This is a genomic window from Nostoc sp. XA010 (assembly GCF_020829625.1).
Taxonomy (GTDB): domain Bacteria; phylum Cyanobacteriota; class Cyanobacteriia; order Cyanobacteriales; family Nostocaceae; genus Nostoc.
Map to the genome: position 1 here is coordinate 557,981 of NZ_JAIVFX010000002.1, position 19,181 is coordinate 577,161.

Genomic DNA, 19,181 nt, shown 5'->3' on the forward strand with positions numbered 1-19,181 from the left:
AAGTGAAGAATCCCGCGAATCATGAAACTTAAATTCTACAGTCGCTTTAAAAAACGGACGCATGAATCAAAGACATTTGTGGATTATTGTTACCCTGTCTATGGCTGTTTTGGGCATACCTTCGGTTGGTTGCACTCAAACCACCAAGGGAAATGCGCTAGCTTCCCAGAAATCACCCGCCCCTGATGTGGTGAAGGTGGGAGAGTACCAATCCAGAGCAGGGAAACAAACCTTGGATGCTGTGATTACACAAATTCATCCTCACAACGTTGGAGGACGTAAGGCGGCAACCCTTTTTATCCGAAATATACCTGTCCTCACCTTTTTGAGTTCTGTATCAAATACGAATCTTGAAACTAAAAAAGTTGGTGCAATTGGAAACCCTGAGGGCGTACAACAGTACGCCCTTATTGCTAGCAATTCATCAAATGGACTGGATAGTGGGAGCTTAACAGATGTAAGTAACCAGGTTAGCTCCGCCGACAATGACCCGGTTCAGATAGCTGGTGTAATAGCAGCAAAGATCAACCAGTTGAATCGGGAAAATGTGGACGGGAGTAAGATTACCGTAAGTTGGAAAGCAGGGGAAAAATCGACTGACAATCAAGCGCAAAACAAAAGCGCCCCAGTCCAACCAAATGGCGATCGCTATGTAATCAAAATTAATGGCGAAGAATTAGTCGAAATCAACGAAGGTACCCGACTAGCAGATAGTACTAACAATCTGGCGCAAGATGCATTGCAAGCAACCAATCGCCTACGGAGGCTACTAGGCAATGCATCTCCCTTAAAAGAGATTGCTAATTTACCTGTGCGTTCGCCAGTAGCAATGCCAAAGCAGCCTCAACAGATTGCCGTCGGAATAGTGCGAACCACCTTGAGAGGTATAGCTTCTTTTTACGGCTATGACTTTTCTGGTAATCGTACTGCTAGCGGCCAGAGATTCAACCCAGAAGCAATGACTGCCGCCCATCGCAGCTTACCATTTGGTACACAAGTCCGTGTAACCAACACCCGTAACGGTCGTTCTGTAGTGCTGCGAATTAATGACCGAGGCCCATTCATTCGGGGTCGAGTCATTGACGTGTCTACTGGTGCAGCTCGAATTTTGGGAATGATGGGCAGTGGCGTAGCACCAGTACATATTGAAGTTTTGGGGAAATAATCAAGTAGGGAGTGGGGAATAGAGGAGCAAGGGGAGCAGGGGAAGCAGAGGAAGCAGGGGGAGAAATCAATTCAAAATTCAAGAACTTCTGCTTCCTCTTTCCCACTCCCCACTCCCCACTCACCATTCCCCACTTCCCATAACAATTCCCCTAGTTCAATCATCTCTTCCCTCTCTTTCAGATATAAACTAACGGGGGAGGGATCGATAACTAGGGGTATTTTTGTGCGCCTGCTGACAACAGTCGCAGCTTTACGCTGCTATTTAACTAAACGCTGCTCAGAAAACAAGCTAATTGCGGTTACTGAGGATCTAAGACTAGATGAGATGACTGGCTGGTATCAGACGGCAGTCGGTCTGGTGCCAACGATGGGAAATTTGCATCAAGGTCATTTAAGCTTGATTCAACGGGCGCGGCAAGAAAATTCTACGGTGATTGTAAGTATTTTCGTCAATCCCCTGCAATTTGCTCCCAATGAGGATTATCAACGCTATCCCCGCACTTTAGAGCAAGACCAACAATTTTGCGAACAAGCTGGGGTAGATGCAATTTTTGCGCCGACTCCGGAAGAAATGGCAGTTCCCCAGAAGAGTATACAAGAATCAAAGGTTACACAAGTTATCCCCCCATCTGCTATGATAACAGGCTTGTGTGGTCGTTCTCGGCAAGGTCACTTTCAGGGTGTCGCTACGATTGTGACCAAACTTTTCAACTTGGTACAGCCTGACCGTGCCTACTTTGGTCAAAAGGATGGTCAGCAACTGGCAATTATTAAACGCTTAGTAGCTGACTTAAATTTGCCAGTAGAAATTGTTGCTTGTCCAACAGTGCGGGAAGCTTCGGGTCTTGCCTTCAGTTCTCGTAATCAATATTTGACTGCAACGGCAAAAGAGCAAGCGGCGGCATTATATCGCGGCTTGCGACGCGCTGAAGCTGGTTTCTTTGCAGGCGATCGCAATAGTAACAAGTTGATAGCACTAGTACAGCAAGAAGTGGCTATAGTCAGCACGATTTTAGTGGAATATATAGAATTGGTTGAACCGACTACGTTAATGTCTTTAGAAAAAGTTCAGGAGGAAGGAATGTTGGCGATCGCAGCTCGTCTTGGGTCTACACGTTTGATTGACAATATTATATTGCGCGATCGTCAACCTATTATCGCCATTGATGGCCCAGCCGGAGCTGGAAAATCCACAGTGGCGCGTCAAGTAGCGGCAAATCTAAATCTAGTATATTTAGATACAGGAGCTATGTACCGGGCTGTAACTTGGTTAGTTCTGCAAAAGGGTATCGCCATTGATGATGAGTGTGCGATCGCCCAATTAACTAGCCAGTGTAAAATTGAACTTACCCCTAACCAGGATTTACAATCGTCGGTGCGGGTTTGGATTGACGGTATCGATGTTACCCAGGAAATTCGCACGATTGAGGTAACATCTAAAGTATCTGCGATCGCTGCACAAAGCGCTGTCCGTCAAGCACTGGTTAAACAGCAGCAGAATTGGGGAAAGAAAGGTGGTTTAGTAGCGGAAGGTCGGGATATCGGTACTCATGTATTCCCCGATGCCGAAGTGAAAATCTTCTTAACCGCTTCTGTGAGTGAACGCGCCCGTCGTCGCCAGGAAGACTTTAACAAACAAGGTCAACCCAAAATGAGTTTAGAGCAACTCGAACGGGACATTGCTGAACGCGATTGGAAAGATAGTACACGCAAAGTTTCCCCTTTGCAAAAAGCAGCCGATGCGGTTGAAGTTCAAACCGATGGTCTGAATATTTCTGAAGTCACAGCACAAATTGTGAACTACTACCAGCAGCGTTTATCTCAGTAGTAATCATCACTATTTGTGGTTAGTTTTTCAGTTTAAAAGGGTGGTGGGTGAGTCATTATCCACTTACCATCCTCAAAACTGTACCTACCAGAAACAGCCCAGATGCAAAATAAATAATTTTAAAATTTTAGTTCGGTATTGCAGATATTAGTTTTTTTAAGTACTAAATCATCACGCTTTCGACTGATTTTTCACATCGCAATTAATCTTGCCACAGATAGAAGCCTGAAAGCTTTAATTGCTAAATGCTAAGTAAAAGGCAGTTTTTGTTGATTGGAGTTTACCTCTTCGGGTAGCTTCTTGTAAAGAAGACCGCACCGCCTCCAAAAGTTAAAAGCTTCTCAGGAATCTGATTTCACTCGTTGGTATTTTACGTTTAATTATTCCTACCTACTTAATTACTTATTGGTTTAGGACTTACGCATCAGGTACGAAATGTAGGGGTAATTCATGAATTGCCCCTACAGTAAATCAATGCTTTCACTGCTTTTTTGCGTAAGTCTTGTGGTCTTTAGCTAGGGAATATTAGCCATTTTTATTTATAATGATTATTTCCTAGTGATTTTACTTATTAGACGAGTACTTTGTTTTTATCTTCACTTTGGTAGTAAAATGACGATGTTAAGTTTTATGTTTCATCATTAAAGACATAAAACCTTAAAAATAAAAGCTGTTAATTTCCTAAGCTTCTGTAATAGCTTAAAACTGGAAACCGGTAAAGAGAGGATTTGACACGATGGCATTTGTACAAGACCCACTACCCTTCGAGATTAATGCTCTAGAGCCACATGGCATGAAAGCTGAAACTTTTGAGTATCACTATGGCAAGCATCACAAAGCTTATGTAGACAACCTCAACAAGCTCACTGAAGGTACAGAACTTGCTAATAAGTCTCTGGAAGAGGTGATTAAAACTTCCTTCAACGACTCCTCTAAAGCGGGAATCTTCAACAACGCTGCCCAAGTTTGGAACCACACCTTCTTTTGGAATTCCTTGAAACCAGCAGGTGGCGGCGCACCCACTGGTGATCTCGCAGCCAAAATCGATAAAGATTTTGGTAGCTTTGACAAATTTAAGGAAGAGTTCTCGAACGCAGCCGCAACTCAATTCGGCAGTGGCTGGTCTTGGCTCATTGATGATGGTGGTACGCTGAAGGTGATCAAAACACCAAACGCAGAAAACCCTCTAGCTCATGGCAAGAAAGCACTCCTAACCTTGGATGTTTGGGAACACGCCTACTACATTGACTATAGAAACGCCCGTCCGGCGTTCATCAAGAATTTCCTAGATAACTTGGTCAACTGGGACTTTGCTGCTGAAAACTTGGCCAAAGCTTAATTAGCTGTCAGTTTTGAACTGGTTCCACCAAGAAAAGGGAGAAATTAAAAAGAATTTCTCCCTTTTCTGTTATTAAATGGCGGGACGGACAGTAGCTTGGGGACTTCCAATTAAAAAATATTCCATCCCTGCGGGACGCTACGCGTAGCTTGCTTCCCCAAAGGGTACGCTTTGGCGAGCAGGGGAACGAGGGGAGGAAGAATCTAACGATCATAGTCGCTCGCAAAATTGAATAATTTAATTTCTGGAAGTTCCTTGAATAAAAGTAGTGCCGTGAAAATCAAAATATAAAACATTATGGATAGCACAGAACTAGCACAATACATAGAAGCAACTAATAGCATCACTAAACCTTGGCTATTGGTACAACTGCGCCTTAAAAAATTGCAAGAGCGTCGAGCCACCCTTACAGACGATGTTTACAACAAAGAATTAAAGGACATTTACCAAGACATGATGAATTTGGGGGAATGGTGGCGTGGTATTGAAGATGATGTATTTTAAAGTTAGGAGTTATGAATTTTCCTAACTTTTAACTCCTAACTCTTCACTTTTAACTTTTAACGCAACCTGATGGCTCAAGCTCTCGATCAAGTCGATTACGATACTCTCGATGCCGCAAAACGACGCTTCATCGATGCCGCAAAACGCACCCTTGGCTTTGCAAGCGCCTATGGCATCGTGCCCGCATCGGGTCTTGGAGCAAGTGCTAACGCTTTCAGCTTCAATCTCGCTCCGTTTCTAGAGGCGGGGGCTAGAGAACTTTCGATGACACTTGTCCCCGAAGGGCTGGGTACAGCAGACGATACTCGACCTGACGACCTTTCCGAAGAAGAACTTCGACGATTTTGGTGGAATATTGGTATCAAGATCATCTCGTGTCTTACGAACGATGCCGCAACATCAGGTATGCAGACTATACTTCTCGGTTTATATCTGCCGTCAAGTACGCCTGAAACGATCTTCACCCCCGCTTTCCTTGATGGGTTTCTGGATGGAGTGGTTGAGGGATGCAAACGAGTGGGGTGTGTCTACCTCTCAGGAGAAACTCCTCAACTAAAAACGAAGATGATTCCAGGTCGGCTCGACATCGCAGGCTCGGTTTTTGGGGTTATGCCGACTGGTGTCGCTCCCATTGATAGCTCGCGTCTAGATGCCGGAAATACCATTGTTCTGGTCGAGAGTTCGGGGCCCCATGAGAACGGCTTTACCCCACTGCGAAAGCTCGCCGAGTCACTCCCTGATGGCTACAGAACAAAACTTCCAAGTGGGCAGGAGTTCTGGGAAGCGATGAATGCTGCTTCGTATCTTTACACGCCCCTTGTGCAGGCGGTGCTTGGCGAGGGGATTCGTCCCACCGCTATGGAGAACATCACTGGACATGGATGGCAAAAGCTGATGCGCTCAGTGAAGCCGCTCCGGTATGTTATCGACACAATGCTCCCAGTGCCGGAGATATTTAAGTTTGTCGAGGGTCATCTTGAAGGCGGGGCTGAGACGATGCTTTCTGTTTTCAATTACGGTGCAGGATTTGCATTCTATACAGAGTCGGAGCAGGATGCAGAGAGGATCGTCATCCTTGCAAGAGAACATAAGCTTACGGCTGTGATTGCTGGAAGGGTTGAAGCATCTTTTAGCCGCGAGGTGGTAATAGAACCGCTTGGAGTCACCTTGAAGGGAGATTCTTTTGGAATTGCGCGAGGAGTATAGTGATTCAGGAGCGTAGGCATAGCCCGTCGTAGACATCGCTAGTTTTCTTGAAGCTATTGTAGGCTGACTGATGCGATGCCTGCGCTGAAATCATTACTAGTTATCTATACTAGTGTAATTACTGGGAATTTTATATTTATTTACACGTAATCTTTAATTGAATTGCAGGCTTATCAAAGATAATTACTCTCTTAAGTCTTTAAAAGTAAGTCATTTAGCATAAATGCTATAAACGTATTTATATAAATTTCCATGCAATATTTTTTACTACTTATCTTTAAAGTAGTACAAATTACCCATGACTACTGAGATTAAGATTTGCTAACGTAGTCTTAACATATTGAAAAATTTGCTGAGAAAGCTGAGAAAGTAGCAGCCAAAACTAATTTAGAGTGCTGAGTCTTTCTCATCTCTAGATGTGCCGTTTTAGTGTGTTAAAAAGATATATTTTTGTTCAGAGGGGGTTATGGTTGTAAATTTGGCCCGAACTACTGCTTCCACAGAACTTTTGAAGCAAGTATTCCAAAACATTGATGCACAAAGTTGCCCAAAGTTATTCAACTTTCACATGCACACTGTCTACTCGGATGGTAGGTTGCAGCCGAGTGCATTGATGGAGCAGGCGATCGCGATTGGACTAAAAGGTTTAGCCATCACCGATCATCATGGTATTATTGGCTATCAAGCGGCACTTGCTTGGTTAGAAGACTGGAAGTGGAATAATCCTGGTGCAAGCACTCCTTACCTGTGGAGTGGTGTGGAAATTAATGCCAACCTTTTGGATATAGAAGTTCACATTTTGGCTTACGCTTTTACACCAGAACACCCTAGCATGAAGCCTTATCTCCAAAGAAGGACGACTACAGGGCAAGAATATCAGGCAAGTAACGTGATTGCTGCTATTCATGAAGCTGGGGGATTGGCAGTTTTGGCTCATCCGGCTCGTTATAAGCGATCGCTTTTTGACTTAATTCCAGCCGCGTCCCAAAAAGGCATTGATGGTGTGGAAACTTTTTACGCCTACAATAACCCTAACCCCTGGAAACCCAGCGTAGTAGAATCAGAACAAGTACAAAAGTTGGCTGATGAATACTTTCTTTTCAATACTTGTGGTACTGATACCCACGGTTTGAGCCTGCTACAACGCTTGTAAAGATGAATCAATTTTTTTGAACTCTCCTGGTTAAATCTGCCAGGAGGTTATTCTATTTTGGATTTTCAATAATCAAGCCTGATATCAACCCATATTCGGCAGGTTGGTTTGAAAATCATGATGCTAACTAAGCAAAGAAACTGCTCACTGCAATATTTCCCAACGCGGGTAAAGTACCCGTTAATCCTGTTAAATTGACTAACAAATCACTATTAGACTGAAAACCAGCAGTGCTATCGTTGATCGCTCCACTTGTTATTTTGAGTTAAGGGGAGCCAGTGTGTTGGAAAACTATATTAGAGTTAACTTCAAGAGCTTGAGAAGCTATCTTGATTGTCTCTTTAGTAGCTTTTTCCTTACGTTCACTGTAGCGGTCTGTGAGATAATCAACTTTGTCACGCAATAGCAAGGTAAATTTGTAAAGTTCTTCCATGACATCGACAACGCGATCGCGGTAGGGCGAATCTTTCATAGTCCCGTCTTCATTAAACTCCTCGTATGCTTTAGCCACTGAAGATTGATTGGGGATAGTGAACATCCGCATCCAGCGCCCAAGAATTCTTAATGTGTTGACGGCGTTGAAAGACTGAGATCCACCACTCACTTGCATGACAGCTAAAGTTCTCCCTTGAGTCGGGCGAACGGCTCCGATAGTGAGGGGAATCCAATCGATCTGGTTTTTCATAATGCCAGAAATCTGACCGTGCAGTTCTGGGCTAGACCAGACCTGCCCCTCTGACCACAAGCTTAATTGGCGCAACTCCTGTACCTTTGGGTGGGTGTCAGGTACGCTGCCGTAAATCGGCAGTTCACAGGGATTGAAAAACTTTACCTCTGCGCCAAATTCATCAATGATGCGTGCTGCTTCCTCTGCCAAGAGGCGGCTATAGGAACGCTCACGCAGAGAACCATACAAAAACAAAATTCTGGGGGGATGCTCAAATGTCGTCATGGTAATTGCTTATTTTCCTCCAACTCTCGCAAAAAAGTGTTTTGGGCTTCTCGCAACTCAACATCAGGATTTGCGTGTTGGATTTTCTGTATTGCGTCCTTATAAGAGGAGCCAGTGTAAATTAGATAAGAAGCCAGTATCGTTCCCGTTCTTCGCCTCCCACTGGTGCAATGAACTGCAACAGCGTTGCCAATGCCTTTTTGAGTGTCAATGAACTTTTGTAATTCCTGAAGCTGCTCTAGGCTGGGTGCAGTGCCACCTTTGATTGGCAACCACAGATGAGGAATATTTGCTTTTTGATACAAATCTAGGTTAGAGGGGTCATCCATAACGGAGGCGATCGCACCTACACCAGTAGCCTGTAACTCTGTCAATTCCTCTGCCATTGGCTTCCGAACACCTGCCAGTTTCCCTGGAATCACCCACCACAGGTTCTCTGAAATTGGTTGAATTGTTTCTTGCTCCATTGGTTCGAGCCTTAGTTTAATTCCAGTACTACAATTTGACGTTGCAATCTTTATCGAGCAGGTGTGATTTCTTTATTTACAGACTCAATCAATTGAGTCACCCGTTCTTTAATCTCATCGCGGACTCTAGGAAAAATTTCCGGTTGTTCTGCTGGATCGTCTAATTGCCAGTCTTCAAATACTTCTTGCATAACCCACTCTGGCGGTAAATTCACGCCACAGCCACACAAAGAAATCACTACATCAAAGTCTTTCGCTTGGAAATCACTCACGGGTTTGGAGTGTTGATCGGTAATATCGATACCAATTTCTTTCATGGTTGCAATCGCTTCTGGTCTGACCTGACTTGCTTCTAACCCAGAACTAATCACTTCAATTTTTCCTTTACCAAGGGTTTTAGCAAAGCCTTCCGCCATTTGAGAACGAGCAGAATTCTTTTTGCAGACAAACATCACTCGTTTCATAATTCGATTCCCCCAATAATGTCGTTAAATTTATAAGCTGCGAGATTCAGGTGTTACGAAATATTCGTAATTAGTAATCATGTTTTTGCCGTACTGTGCTAATTAGTAAAGGCAGTTCTATTTAGGAAGATCAGCTATTACTTTGATTACACAATCTTTAGTGTCAAAAATTGTGATTATTTTAAGACACCAAAACAGCGTGGATCTTGCAATGTCGCTTTTTCCGGTTCCCGTGGAAACCAAGCTGCTGTGCGTTTACAAAGCTCAACCAGCATCAACATTACAGGCACTTCAATTAAAACCCCTACCACTGTAGCCAGTGCTGCACCTGAATTTAACCCAAATAGCATCACAGCAGTGGCAATAGCAACTTCAAAATGATTGCTTGCTCCAATTAATGCTGCGGGTGCGGCATCTTCGTAGGTTAAGTTTAACTTCAATGCTGCTACATAACTAATCAAGAAAATAAAATTAGTTTGGATAAACAGTGGTACGGCAATTAACAAGATATGCAAGGGATTTTTAACAATTAATTCGCCCTTGAATGCAAATAGTAGTACCAAAGTTAGCAATAGAGCAGTAATTGAAACTGGAGTCAGATACTTTAAAAACCGTCTTTCAAACCACTCTGTACCTTTGTATTTAAAAATCCAGTAACGGCTGTACATTCCCGCCACTAGGGGAAACCCAACATAAATTACTACTGACAAAACAATAGTTTGCCAAGGTACGGTTAAATCATTCGCCGCTAATAACCATCTACCCAATGGTGCGTATAAGAACAGCATCGCCAGAGAATTTACTGCCACCATTATTAAGGTATGTCCCTGGTTGCCGTAGGAAAGATATCCCCACAACAGTACCATTGCTGTACAAGGAGCAATTCCTAGTAAGATGGTACCAGCAATATAAGAATTTGCCAGTGCTACTTCACTACCACCAATGATCTCAGTTCCGGTAATCAAAGGACGAAATAACCATCCTAAGAAGAATTGAGCAAATATTACCATCGTGAATGGTTTAATCAACCAGTTCACTACCAAGGTGAGAATAACTGGTTTTGGGGCGCGGATAGCATTTGCTGCTTGTGTGAAGTCAATTTTCACCATGATTGGATACATCATGAAAAACAAACATACTGCGATGGGAATAGACACTTGATACACACTCATTGCATCAAGAGCTACCGCTATCCCTGGAAACAATCTACCTAGTGCAATTCCAACAAAGATACACAAAAATACCCAAACGGTGAGATATTTTTCAAAAAAACTTAGATTGCTTCCTGCTTGTATCCGGGCTGTACTACCTTGTGAATTCTGACTCATTGGAATAAACCTAAAAATAAAAGAAATCGCTAAAATTTGCCTTCTTTCCGTAACAACTCCCCAATTGTTAGGTTCATCTCTGCTTTGCCTTCAAATACTGTTCCCACTTTGCCTTGATACAAGTGAACGTAATTGAGCTGTTGGCTTTCATTTGGTAAAGGTATATAGCCCACAGCATTTGCTATTGTTGGTGCTTTATCAATGTAAAATTCGACAAATTTGTTTACTAATCCCTTGTTTTGGTTATCCCGAAAATTAACATAGATAAACAAAGGTCGAGCAAGGGGCTGATACTGAACTTTCTCTACAGTTTGACGTGATGGCAGTACTGCACCTTTACCGTTGTTAATTGCCAGGGCTTTTAACTTATCTTGGTGTTTTTAGTAATAGGCGTAGCCAAAGTAACCCAAAGCATTTGGAAGCAATGGGAAACTCCATATACGCCACACCATTTTGTTTGCAAGTTTCCATCTCTGCCTTCAAAATCGGTCGGGAAGCGTTGCTAATATCGGTTTCTCCGGCACAGAATTTTTCAAATCCGCCAGTAGTACTAGAAATGTTAACTGCAACCTGCACCCGATTCTTTGGGTCAGCTTGATAGTCTTTAGCTATTGCCTGTGTAATGGGATAGACCGTGCTGGAACCATCAATTTTTGTTGTTGCAACCTTACCAGAATCTCTTACCTCAGTTACAGAAGGTGACTCCTGAGTTTGAGTAGATGTGTTGGATGCTGCTGTACAACTGTTTGTCAAAGCGAACATTCTGAGTGCAAGAGCCAATTTCTTTGCTGTTGTGTTCATTGACCCCACCCCTGTGAGTTATATCAAGAGTATATCTCTATCATTTCAAAAAAAATTGATTTGTCAATCCGTAGATAACTATAAGTAAACAAAACATTACAAAAAAAATTGATGAATTTTTAAGTCTCGCAGGGGGGACGAATCGGTAATATTGGGCTAAAGCGGCGGAATTCTGCTAGATACTGTTCTAGGACAACAAATTGCGGCAGATTGAGGCTGTAGTAAATCCAGCGCCCTTCTTGACGAGCGCGAACTAAACCAGCTTCTTTCAGGGTTTTGAGGTGAAAAGATAATTTAGATTGAGTGGTTCCCAGGTAGTCGCACAGGTCACACACGCATAGTTCTTGAGAGCGCAGAAGTTCTAATACCTTAATCCGTAGGGGGTCAGACAGGGCATGAAAGCCAGCAGCGATCGTATCAGGAGTGAAGGTGCTATTAAAAGCCATCAACTTTTATTGAAGTGTTCCTTTATGGTAAAGTCTAAATGATGGGTTAACAATCTCTCTGTTCTTCCTCTTATTTTGGCTAAGGTATTGTTGAGGAGATTATATTGAACTAGCAATCTCCCTAGCAGCTTCTCGCAGCCGCTCCACATCGCGCATCGGTGGTGCACCAAAGAGCCGCTTGTACTCTCGGTTGAAGTGCGAGGCATCGTCGTACCCCACTCGGTAGGCAGCACTGCTAGCGTCAAGGTTTTCCCCCAGCATCAGACGGCGAGCCTCCTGAAGCCGCAGTTGCTTCTGGAACTGCAAGGGACTCATTGCCGTGACAGACTTAAAGTGATGGTGAAAGCCCGAAACACTCATTCCCATCTCTCGTGCGATGCTTTCAATCTTGATCGGCTCGTTAAAGTCTTTACGAAGTCGCTCGACGGCTCTGGCGATGTGGTAGGTGTAGCCACCCAGAACTGCAATATGACGGAGCCGATTACCTTGCTCTCCCATCAGGAGTCGGTAAATGATTTCTCGCTTAATCAGTGGTGCGAGAACATGAGCTTCCGCAGGGGAATCTAGAAGCCTGACGAGCCGTACTACAGCATCCAATAGATTTGCATTCAATGGACTTACGTCAATCGCTTTCACATCAGCACGGCTGCGTGATGAGGGATACCCTGCCTCGACCATCACTGAGCCAACGAGGGTGGGATCGAGATCGAGGCGGAGGCTAAGGTAAGGTTGCGCCTTTGACGCTTCCAGAATTTGGCTGATAATTGGCAGTTCGACCGTAGCCAGCAGATAATGCATTGGGTCGTACTGATAGCGATCGCTACCCAAAAGAACTTCTTTGCTGCCCTGAGCGATCGCACAAAATGCAGGGACAGAGACACTATGAACGCATTCCGAAGGCGAAGAGGAGCGGTTGAAGTGCAAACCTTTGAGCGGCTCAATCGTCCCATCATGACGAATAGCCTGTGCAATCCGCTCTTTCAGTTCGTCTCTGTTGGCTTGCGCTCTGTCTGCCTCGCGCTTTGCCTGCGGGTCGTTCATTAAATAGATATCGGACTTTTCACTCGTTTTCGCAGCGTTCATTTCTAAGTTTGCAGGATTGTACAACGATCTTAGACGATCGTTTTATTGCTTGTCCTCCAAAATGCCTAAGATGAAGCTAAAGCAATAAAAAACGATTCCGGCTTCTTGCAAGCGTCTGGATTTTTATTCAAGATAAAACTCAGTTTTGATAGGGCAAGAGACTCGCCTACTGACAACCAAAATGGCATCAAGGCTAACCTTGCTTCTGAAAAAATCCATCCCTATCGATAGAGAAGCGATAATTGCTCAATCTTTACGATTGGGACAGCCACCAAAATGGCATCAAGTGAAGGAATTAAGAAATGGACATCAAAAGAAGTGGCTCACAGCCTTCCGCCAAAGGATCGGCTGAGTATTTTACCGGCACTGTCCGCATTGACCCCGTGTTCGAGGCGCACGATCCAGCACGCACACTTGGTAAGCCCGAGGAGATCGCTGCGGCGGTCCTTTGGCTGTGTTCGGACGCGGCTGCCTTCGTCGTTGGGCACGCTATGGTCATCGACGGCGGCCAAACAGTGCAGTAACGCTCAGAGCAGTTGCCTTGACCACCTTCACCACCAACGGCAATGACTCATATTGCCACTCAGGCTACGATGGCCTGCTCAAGTCCGATGTGAAGTACCGCTTTGTGATTGATATGGCATCCCTGAAATCTGAATAACCGAGCGGAATCTCGAAGGAGTACCAATGCAAAAGCGCAAACTTGACAACAGCAACGACTGCTGGCAGACGAGGTGAGTGTGGATACGCCATGTGGCGGTACGCGGCTCGTGGGTATCGGTTGCTCGACACCCAGCTTACGGCGAAAAAGGTACGGCAGATCGAACGGCAGTTCCTTGTCGGGCCGATCGTTTATGCGATCGCCACCGTAGTCGCGCTGGTCGTGCCCTGGCTGGCGGTGCTGCTCTTCATTCTCCTCAACCTCTTCTATCTCTGGCCTCGCTGGGGTCACGGGAACGCCCCGTCCCACATCAGCGACCCCACGATGAGCAGCGATCGCAGCGAAGGCGACTGACAAAGACCGGATCGATGGACGGCGAAAAATTTCAGTTCCACATTAATAATGAGGAAAAACAATGCAAAAACGCAAACTTGGAAATAGTAACTTAGAAGTCTCGGCTATCGGGCTTGGCTGCATGGGAATGAGCTTTTCTTATGGCCCACCCAAAGACACGCGGGAGATGACCGATCTTCTCCGGGCTGCCGTCGAACGCGGCGTGACATTCTTTGACACTGCCGAGGTCTACGGTCCATTCTTAAACGAAGAGCTTGTGGGCGAAGCCCTCGCTCCCTTCCGTGGGCAAGTAATTATTGCCACCAAATTCGGATTCGACATCAGTCCTAATTCTGATCCCCGTGGGATGAAGGGGTCGCCAGGATTAGATAGTCGGCCGGAGCACATCAAGCAGGCTGTCGAAGGTTCGCTCAAACGACTCAAGGTCGAGACAATCGACCTGCTCTATCAGCACCGGGTTGACCCGAATGTGCCGATCGAAGATGTGGCAGGAGCGGTGAAAGAACTGATTCAGTCAGGTAAGGTGAAGCACTTTGGACTCTCGGAAGCAGGAGTGCAAACGATCCGTCGCGCCCACGCGGTTCAGCCGGTCACTGCTCTTCAGAGCGAATACTCGCTGTGGACGAGGACTCCTGAAAAGGAAGTGATACCGACCCTTGAGGAACTCGGAATCGGCTTTGTCCCTTACAGCCCGTTGGGCAAAGGCTTTCTCACTGGTAAGATGGACGAAAGCACGACCTTCGACAGTTCCGACTTCCGCAGCACCCTGCCTCGCTTTACGCCGGACGCTCTCAAGGCGAATCAGTCCCTGATTAATCTGCTTGGCAGCATTGCAGAACAGAAGCAGGCTACACCTGCTCAGATTGCGATCGCCTGGCTGCTGGCCCAGAAGCCGTGGATTGTTCCAATCCCAGGCACAACAAAGCTCCATCGCTTGGACGAAAACATCGGCGCAGTCTCAGTTGAACTCACACCCGACGATCTGCGTGACATCGATGACGCCGCCTCCAAGATCACGGTGCAAGGCGCTCGGTACCCTGAAAATCTGGAGCAAATGACTGGTCGTTGAGCGGCAAAAAATGTGTTCTCTGGTTCAATTGCCGCATCGTTGTAGCGTCTCTAAGAGTTGCTATGCCGTACCACTTGCCTACGGCACGCTCCGCGAACGTGGAAGCAAGCTACGCGCAGGGTCTCCAAGAATTGGCTTTACGCTGCGCTATCTGCCTCCTGCCTTCTCTTGTAAGTCTAACTTTCACCGAAATAGCCCAATCATTACACCGATTTCGTGGCTTGAGAATGTCACCCAAGAGGCAGTTCTTGGAAGGGAGCTAAAAGCTTGGGGGAGCAAGTCCTTCCAAGAAATGCGTGGAGCAAAGCGCAACACGGGTACGTTCGCGGAGGTCTCCTAGAGTTGCCCCGTCCTTCTTTGTCCGCTTGAACTGGCGCGGAGTACAAGCTCCGTCTCAGTTTTTCCCCCTGCCCCCCGCTCCCTGCCCCCTTGCCTCTTTTGACAGGTTTATAGTCGATTCTTAGTTGGAATCACAATCATCGAGAAATAGGGTACTTTATCTGGATCAACTTCATCTAGAGGTATGATGCGTTGCTGTGATGTTGATGCCCGCTCAATATATCTTGCCCGTGATGCTAGCCCTAATTTATGCAGGATATCTCGTACTTTGGTAAAGTGGCGACCTAGCTTCATAATTGCTGCTGCGTCGGTCATCAACAGATGTGTAGTCAGTTCTTCTGCTGGCAATGGCGCGGGTAAGACTGTGAGGATATCGGTGTAGTAGGTGAAAGGTACACCCAAGGCTACCGGACAAGCCATCAGCGAAGAAACTCCGGGGACAACTTCTGTTTCATACTGGTCACATAACCGCGTGAACAGGTACATGAACGAACCATAGAAAAATGGATCGCCCTCACACAGCACTACGACATCTCGACCGGCTGCTAAATGGTCGGCGATTGGTTCAATTTCTTTATCATAAATGGACTTTGCCTTTTCTGGTTCCAAAGCGCGGGGGAGATGAAATAATACCTCGATTTGATTCCCAGGTAGATATTGCGCGACGATCGCTCTAGCAATACTTTCTTTATCTGTGGCTGATTGATAGGCTACCACAGGAGCCGCACGTAATAACCGCAGTGCTTTCAGAGTCAATAGTTCGGGATCGCCTGGGCCGACACCAATTCCATAAAGACGACCTTTGGTTTCCATATTCATTCTTCCTCCGTTGCCAGGGCGTTAACTGCTGCGGCTGCGATCGCACTTCCACCGCGCCGACCATGTAAGGTTAAAAATGGCACATTTCTACTATCTGTTGCCAGTGCTGCTTTCGATTCGGCTGCACCGACAAACCCCACTGGGAAGCCTAAGATAATTGCAGGTTTCGGCGCTCCTTCATCAAGCATTTCTAATAGCCGGAATAGTGCTGTGGGCGCATTGCCAATTGCAATCACCGATCCTTCGAGGTGCGATCGCCATAATTCTAAAGCTGCTGCCGACCTTGTAGTACCCAGACGCTGGGCAGTTTCTGGCACTTCCGGCTCGTTGAGGGTACAGATAACTTGATTATTTGCAGACAACCGCCGCCTGGTAACGCCATCAGCAACCATCCGGCAATCGCATAGAATTGGCGCTCCTGCTGCCAGTGCTGCCCTTGCAGATTGTACTGCTGTTGGTGAATATCCCAAGTCAGTGACAATATCCGTCATTCCACAGGCATGAATGAGACGTACAGCAACTTTTGCTACATCTGGCGGCAGCACATCTAGGTTCGCTTCTGACCGGATGATTGCAAAAGAATTGCGGTAAATTTCGTTAGCATCTCGGATATAGTCGGGCATTCGATTTGGGATTTTAGATTTTAGATTGACTGATGAAAATCGAAAGGTTCAGATTGCCGACTTCTCTAAAAAGTTGGGAATCTTGTTGTTTACAAATGATTTAGGAATAATATTAAATAACTGGTGTAATTGGGCGATCGCATATCGATTAGCAAATTTCCCAAAAGACTCATCAGAATTTAGGCGTTGAATTTTATATACATATAGCATCCGCTCTATTAATGCCAGTAGTTCGGCAAAAGTTACATTTTGATATAGTTCACGTCCGAATTTCTCCTTGCTGTCACCAACATAAACGTGATAGCCTTCCACAGTTCCATTGTCAGCCTCAATGCTGACACCAAGCAGAGTAATGTCACTCTTGCTATGCTGGGCGCAGGATTTTTCGCAGCCGCTAAAGTGGATATTAACTGGGCAATCCAAAGTAACGCGAGTTTCAAGATACTCTGCTAATGCTAATGCATGACTTTTGGTGTCCGTGGCAGAAGAGGCGCAACCTTTTTTTCCAGAACAGGCAACTAATGCACTCTTGATGTTGCTTGCTGAGGCATCTAATCCTAAGAAAGCAATTTCTCGCTGGACATCAGCAACCCATTGCTGAGGAATATCTGTTAAGAGCAGATTTTGCCAGGGGGTTAATCGAAAAGCGCCGCTACCATATTTGGCTGCTAAATCTGCCAAACCCTGCATTTGGCTACTCTCCAGCCGCCCAAGGGGTAATACGACACCAAGGTAAAATAAGCCTTTCTGACGTTGGGGATGGATGCCAATATGCTGATATTTCCCTTCTTCTTGCAAAAGAGTAGAGAATTCCTCCCCCTTCCCTATTAGGGAAGGGGGTTGGGGGGTTAGGTCTTTTATTGTTTCACTGCATAAAAGAGAAAAAGGTAGACGCTGCTGAACTTCCTGGAGATAATTTTCACAACCCAAAGTATTTAATAATTCTAAGAGACGTAGCCGACGCTTACCTGTAGTATTACTATGAGCTAGATAGACCTCTGTCAAAGCTGCCAAGACGGGCAAACATTTTTCTGGTGGTAACAAAATTCCCATATCACTGGGCGGTTGACCCTTTGCGCCGACACTGAGATGGAGTCGGAAATAAACATTACCGTCAACTAAGACAGCAGCGAATAGGATATCATTCAAGCGATCGCACACCCGAATTATCCCACCACCATCAAAGCAAACACTAAATTTTGCCGACAGTCCCGAAAGCGCCGGATGTGCAGCAATATAATTATCCCAATCTTGGACAAAAGGGCGGGTGTCGATTAATTCTAGCGGATCGATACCAGCAGTTGGGCTGGTCATAATATTACGGATGTGGTCTACAACGGGATTGCGAGAGCCCAATCCTATATCCTGTAGATGTTTCAGAACCTCAGCATTTATCCCCGTGCGAATTTCACGGACTTGTAGATTAGCTCGATTAGTCACATCTACATAGCGGCCACCGTGCTGTTCTGCTATATCTGCGATCGCACGGCACTGCTGACTACTAATAATTCCACCTGGTATTCTAATGCGAGATAATATACCATCGGCGGCGGGTGTAGCATAAAACAAGCCAGGACAAGTGGCAAATTCAGAAATCAAACTTGGAACTCCTTCCCCGTGCAACGCAGGGAGTAGACGGTGAGTGTGTCTTGAGGACATCTTGAGAGTTGGCATTCTGACTTGGGTGATCCCATCACAGCTGCGGCACAGTCCCGGAATTTCACCGGAGTTTCCCAACTCCAAGCTTTAGTAATTTAGCACGAGAACGGAGTCAGAATATTTAATGCTTCATATTTTGAATCAACTTATCCGCGCCTCAAGACGTGAGTTCAACAACTCACTTATGTAGTAACCGGCCAATTAGTTTAATAAAAAACTTCTCCCTGGTTTTACTATGCAAAACCGTCTCTTTCCGAGTTTGAGGGGGACAAATTTGAACGAAAAACATAATTTTGAGCGACTTTCCAATAACGCGAGAACCGCTTGAGGTCAATATAGCCATCATAGTCAAAAAATGGTTCTACTTCTAGCACTTCCACTGCTATAGAACCCTCCATTTGATTGCAGATATCATTAAATCGGGGACTGGGACTGTTAGCTGTGATAACTAAATTTGCATCATGTTCTTGAGCAAAAGCTAAAATTTCTTGTGCCACATCGCCACGACGGATAACAACGGGTAACTCCAGCAAGCATTCGTAGATAAAAGCGATGCGTTTGAGACTTAGTTGCCATTCCTTTATCAAAGCCTCGTCCCAAACCCAGATAGCAGGCGCATCGGGATATTTTTGTAGTACAGGGTTGTATGGACTGAGGCAATCTCCATGTATCCAAACAATTGGTTTAGTCATCTTTTTTGGTCTTTTACCTTACTTTTTACCTTTCTTTCCACGCTGCCAACTTTGGCTATTGGCTTGTTTGCTAAATTCCCCTTTGGGAAAAAGTCGCTGTGGTTGAGTCGATGGGGAGTATTATCTCCCGCACCTCTCAGTTAAATCTGGGCGTGCGACTTTCACCGCACCCAGCTTCCGATGTTCTTAGCTTGCGCCTTTGCTCATGTGTTTGTAATCGTGACAAC

Annotated in this window: 20 protein-coding genes, 2 pseudogenes and 1 riboswitch; of the genes and pseudogenes, 10 read left to right on the top strand and 12 right to left on the bottom strand. The window is 45.4% G+C overall.

All coding sequences use genetic code 11. The features are described 5' to 3' along the window. The first annotated feature begins 61 nt into the window (after positions 1-61). From LC608_RS05390 to LC608_RS05415, 6 genes are all read left to right on the top strand, one after another. Positions 62-1,165 (top strand): septal ring lytic transglycosylase RlpA family protein, encoded by a 1,104-nt coding sequence (locus LC608_RS05390; protein WP_229552536.1) that lies wholly within the window; start codon positions 62-64, stop codon positions 1,163-1,165. Positions 1,166-1,390: 225 nt separating this feature from the next. After that, positions 1,391-2,995, top strand: a complete 1,605-nt coding sequence (locus LC608_RS05395; RefSeq protein ID WP_229552537.1) for a bifunctional pantoate--beta-alanine ligase/(d)CMP kinase — start codon at positions 1,391-1,393, stop codon at positions 2,993-2,995. Positions 2,996-3,731: 736 nt separating this feature from the next. After that, a complete protein-coding gene (locus LC608_RS05400) occupies positions 3,732-4,334 on the top strand; it encodes a superoxide dismutase (RefSeq protein ID WP_229552538.1) in 603 nt (200 codons plus the stop codon). 297 nt (positions 4,335-4,631) lie between these two features. Further along, positions 4,632-4,838 (top strand): hypothetical protein, encoded by a 207-nt coding sequence (locus LC608_RS05405; RefSeq protein WP_229552539.1) that lies wholly within the window; start codon positions 4,632-4,634, stop codon positions 4,836-4,838. 69 nt (positions 4,839-4,907) lie between these two features. After that, positions 4,908-6,044 (top strand): AIR synthase related protein, encoded by a 1,137-nt coding sequence (locus LC608_RS05410; protein ID WP_229552540.1) that lies wholly within the window; start codon positions 4,908-4,910, stop codon positions 6,042-6,044. 466 nt (positions 6,045-6,510) lie between these two features. Then, a complete protein-coding gene (locus LC608_RS05415) occupies positions 6,511-7,197 on the top strand; it encodes a PHP domain-containing protein (protein WP_229552541.1) in 687 nt (228 codons plus the stop codon). Between the two features lie 127 nt (positions 7,198-7,324). Here the strand turns inward: LC608_RS05415 and LC608_RS37470 are convergent, their stop codons facing one another. The 8 genes and pseudogenes from LC608_RS37470 to LC608_RS05450 form a co-directional block, all read right to left on the bottom strand. Next, positions 7,325-7,456 carry a bluetail domain-containing putative surface protein gene (locus tag LC608_RS37470; RefSeq protein WP_374108375.1) on the bottom strand — a complete coding sequence of 44 codons (132 nt, stop codon included), beginning with the start codon at positions 7,454-7,456 and terminating at the stop codon, positions 7,325-7,327. Between the two features lie 6 nt (positions 7,457-7,462). Further along, a complete protein-coding gene (gene arsH, locus LC608_RS05420) occupies positions 7,463-8,149 on the bottom strand; it encodes an arsenical resistance protein ArsH (protein ID WP_229552542.1) in 687 nt (228 codons plus the stop codon). Next, positions 8,146-8,616: a dual specificity protein phosphatase family protein gene (locus tag LC608_RS05425; protein WP_229552543.1), complete on the bottom strand. Its 471-nt coding sequence runs from the start codon at positions 8,614-8,616 to the stop codon at positions 8,146-8,148. The genes arsH and LC608_RS05425 overlap by 4 nt, the downstream gene beginning before the upstream one ends. Before the next feature lie 50 nt (positions 8,617-8,666). Next, positions 8,667-9,080, bottom strand: a complete 414-nt coding sequence (gene arsC / locus LC608_RS05430; RefSeq protein ID WP_229552544.1) for an arsenate reductase, glutathione/glutaredoxin type — start codon at positions 9,078-9,080, stop codon at positions 8,667-8,669. A 176-nt stretch (positions 9,081-9,256) separates the two neighbouring features. Further along, positions 9,257-10,408 (bottom strand): ACR3 family arsenite efflux transporter, encoded by a 1,152-nt coding sequence (gene arsB, locus LC608_RS05435; protein ID WP_229552545.1) that lies wholly within the window; start codon positions 10,406-10,408, stop codon positions 9,257-9,259. Positions 10,409-10,437: 29 nt separating this feature from the next. After that, positions 10,438-11,209: pseudogene (locus LC608_RS05440) on the bottom strand (substrate-binding domain-containing protein). A gap of 119 nt (positions 11,210-11,328) precedes the next feature. Next, positions 11,329-11,655 (bottom strand): helix-turn-helix transcriptional regulator, encoded by a 327-nt coding sequence (locus tag LC608_RS05445; protein ID WP_229552546.1) that lies wholly within the window; start codon positions 11,653-11,655, stop codon positions 11,329-11,331. A 99-nt stretch (positions 11,656-11,754) separates the two neighbouring features. Further along, positions 11,755-12,738, bottom strand: coding sequence for an AraC family transcriptional regulator (locus LC608_RS05450; protein ID WP_229552547.1), 984 nt, complete (start codon positions 12,736-12,738; stop codon positions 11,755-11,757). Between the two features lie 181 nt (positions 12,739-12,919). Here LC608_RS05450 and LC608_RS05455 point away from each other — a divergent pair, with 181 nt between their 5' ends. The 4 genes and pseudogenes from LC608_RS05455 to LC608_RS05470 all read left to right on the top strand — a co-directional run bounded on the left by LC608_RS05455 (position 12,920) and on the right by LC608_RS05470 (position 14,822). Beyond that, positions 12,920-13,090 (top strand): hypothetical protein, encoded by a 171-nt coding sequence (locus LC608_RS05455; RefSeq protein ID WP_229552579.1) that lies wholly within the window; start codon positions 12,920-12,922, stop codon positions 13,088-13,090. Then, positions 13,089-13,262: pseudogene (locus tag LC608_RS36805) on the top strand (SDR family oxidoreductase); the annotation flags it as partial. The gene LC608_RS05455 and the pseudogene LC608_RS36805, both read left to right, overlap by 2 nt. A 214-nt stretch (positions 13,263-13,476) precedes the next feature. Continuing rightward, positions 13,477-13,848, top strand: a complete 372-nt coding sequence (locus LC608_RS05465; RefSeq protein WP_229552548.1) for a hypothetical protein — start codon at positions 13,477-13,479, stop codon at positions 13,846-13,848. Further along, the gene (locus tag LC608_RS05470; protein WP_229552549.1) at positions 13,815-14,822 is read left to right on the top strand and encodes an aldo/keto reductase; all 1,008 of its coding nucleotides are present in this window, start codon (positions 13,815-13,817) and stop codon (positions 14,820-14,822) included. The genes LC608_RS05465 and LC608_RS05470 overlap by 34 nt, the downstream gene beginning before the upstream one ends. Before the next feature lie 447 nt (positions 14,823-15,269). Here LC608_RS05470 and LC608_RS05475 read toward each other — a convergent pair whose 3' ends face one another. The 4 genes from LC608_RS05475 to LC608_RS05490 all read right to left on the bottom strand — a co-directional run bounded on the left by LC608_RS05475 (position 15,270) and on the right by LC608_RS05490 (position 18,954). Next, a complete protein-coding gene (locus tag LC608_RS05475) occupies positions 15,270-15,974 on the bottom strand; it encodes a precorrin-2 C(20)-methyltransferase (RefSeq protein ID WP_229552578.1) in 705 nt (234 codons plus the stop codon). Between the two features lie 2 nt (positions 15,975-15,976). Continuing rightward, positions 15,977-16,603 carry a precorrin-8X methylmutase gene (locus LC608_RS05480; RefSeq protein ID WP_229552550.1) on the bottom strand — a complete coding sequence of 209 codons (627 nt, stop codon included), beginning with the start codon at positions 16,601-16,603 and terminating at the stop codon, positions 15,977-15,979. A 48-nt stretch (positions 16,604-16,651) separates the two neighbouring features. Further along, positions 16,652-18,262: a precorrin-3B synthase gene (gene cobG / locus LC608_RS05485; RefSeq protein WP_374108370.1), complete on the bottom strand. Its 1,611-nt coding sequence runs from the start codon at positions 18,260-18,262 to the stop codon at positions 16,652-16,654. After that, a riboswitch (cobalamin riboswitch) is annotated at positions 18,251-18,383 on the bottom strand. It overlaps the preceding gene by 12 nt. Positions 18,384-18,495: 112 nt before the next feature. Then, entirely contained in the window at positions 18,496-18,954 is a 459-nt protein-coding gene (locus tag LC608_RS05490; RefSeq protein ID WP_229552552.1) for a hypothetical protein, read from the bottom strand. Between the last annotated feature and the right edge of the window lie 227 nt (positions 18,955-19,181).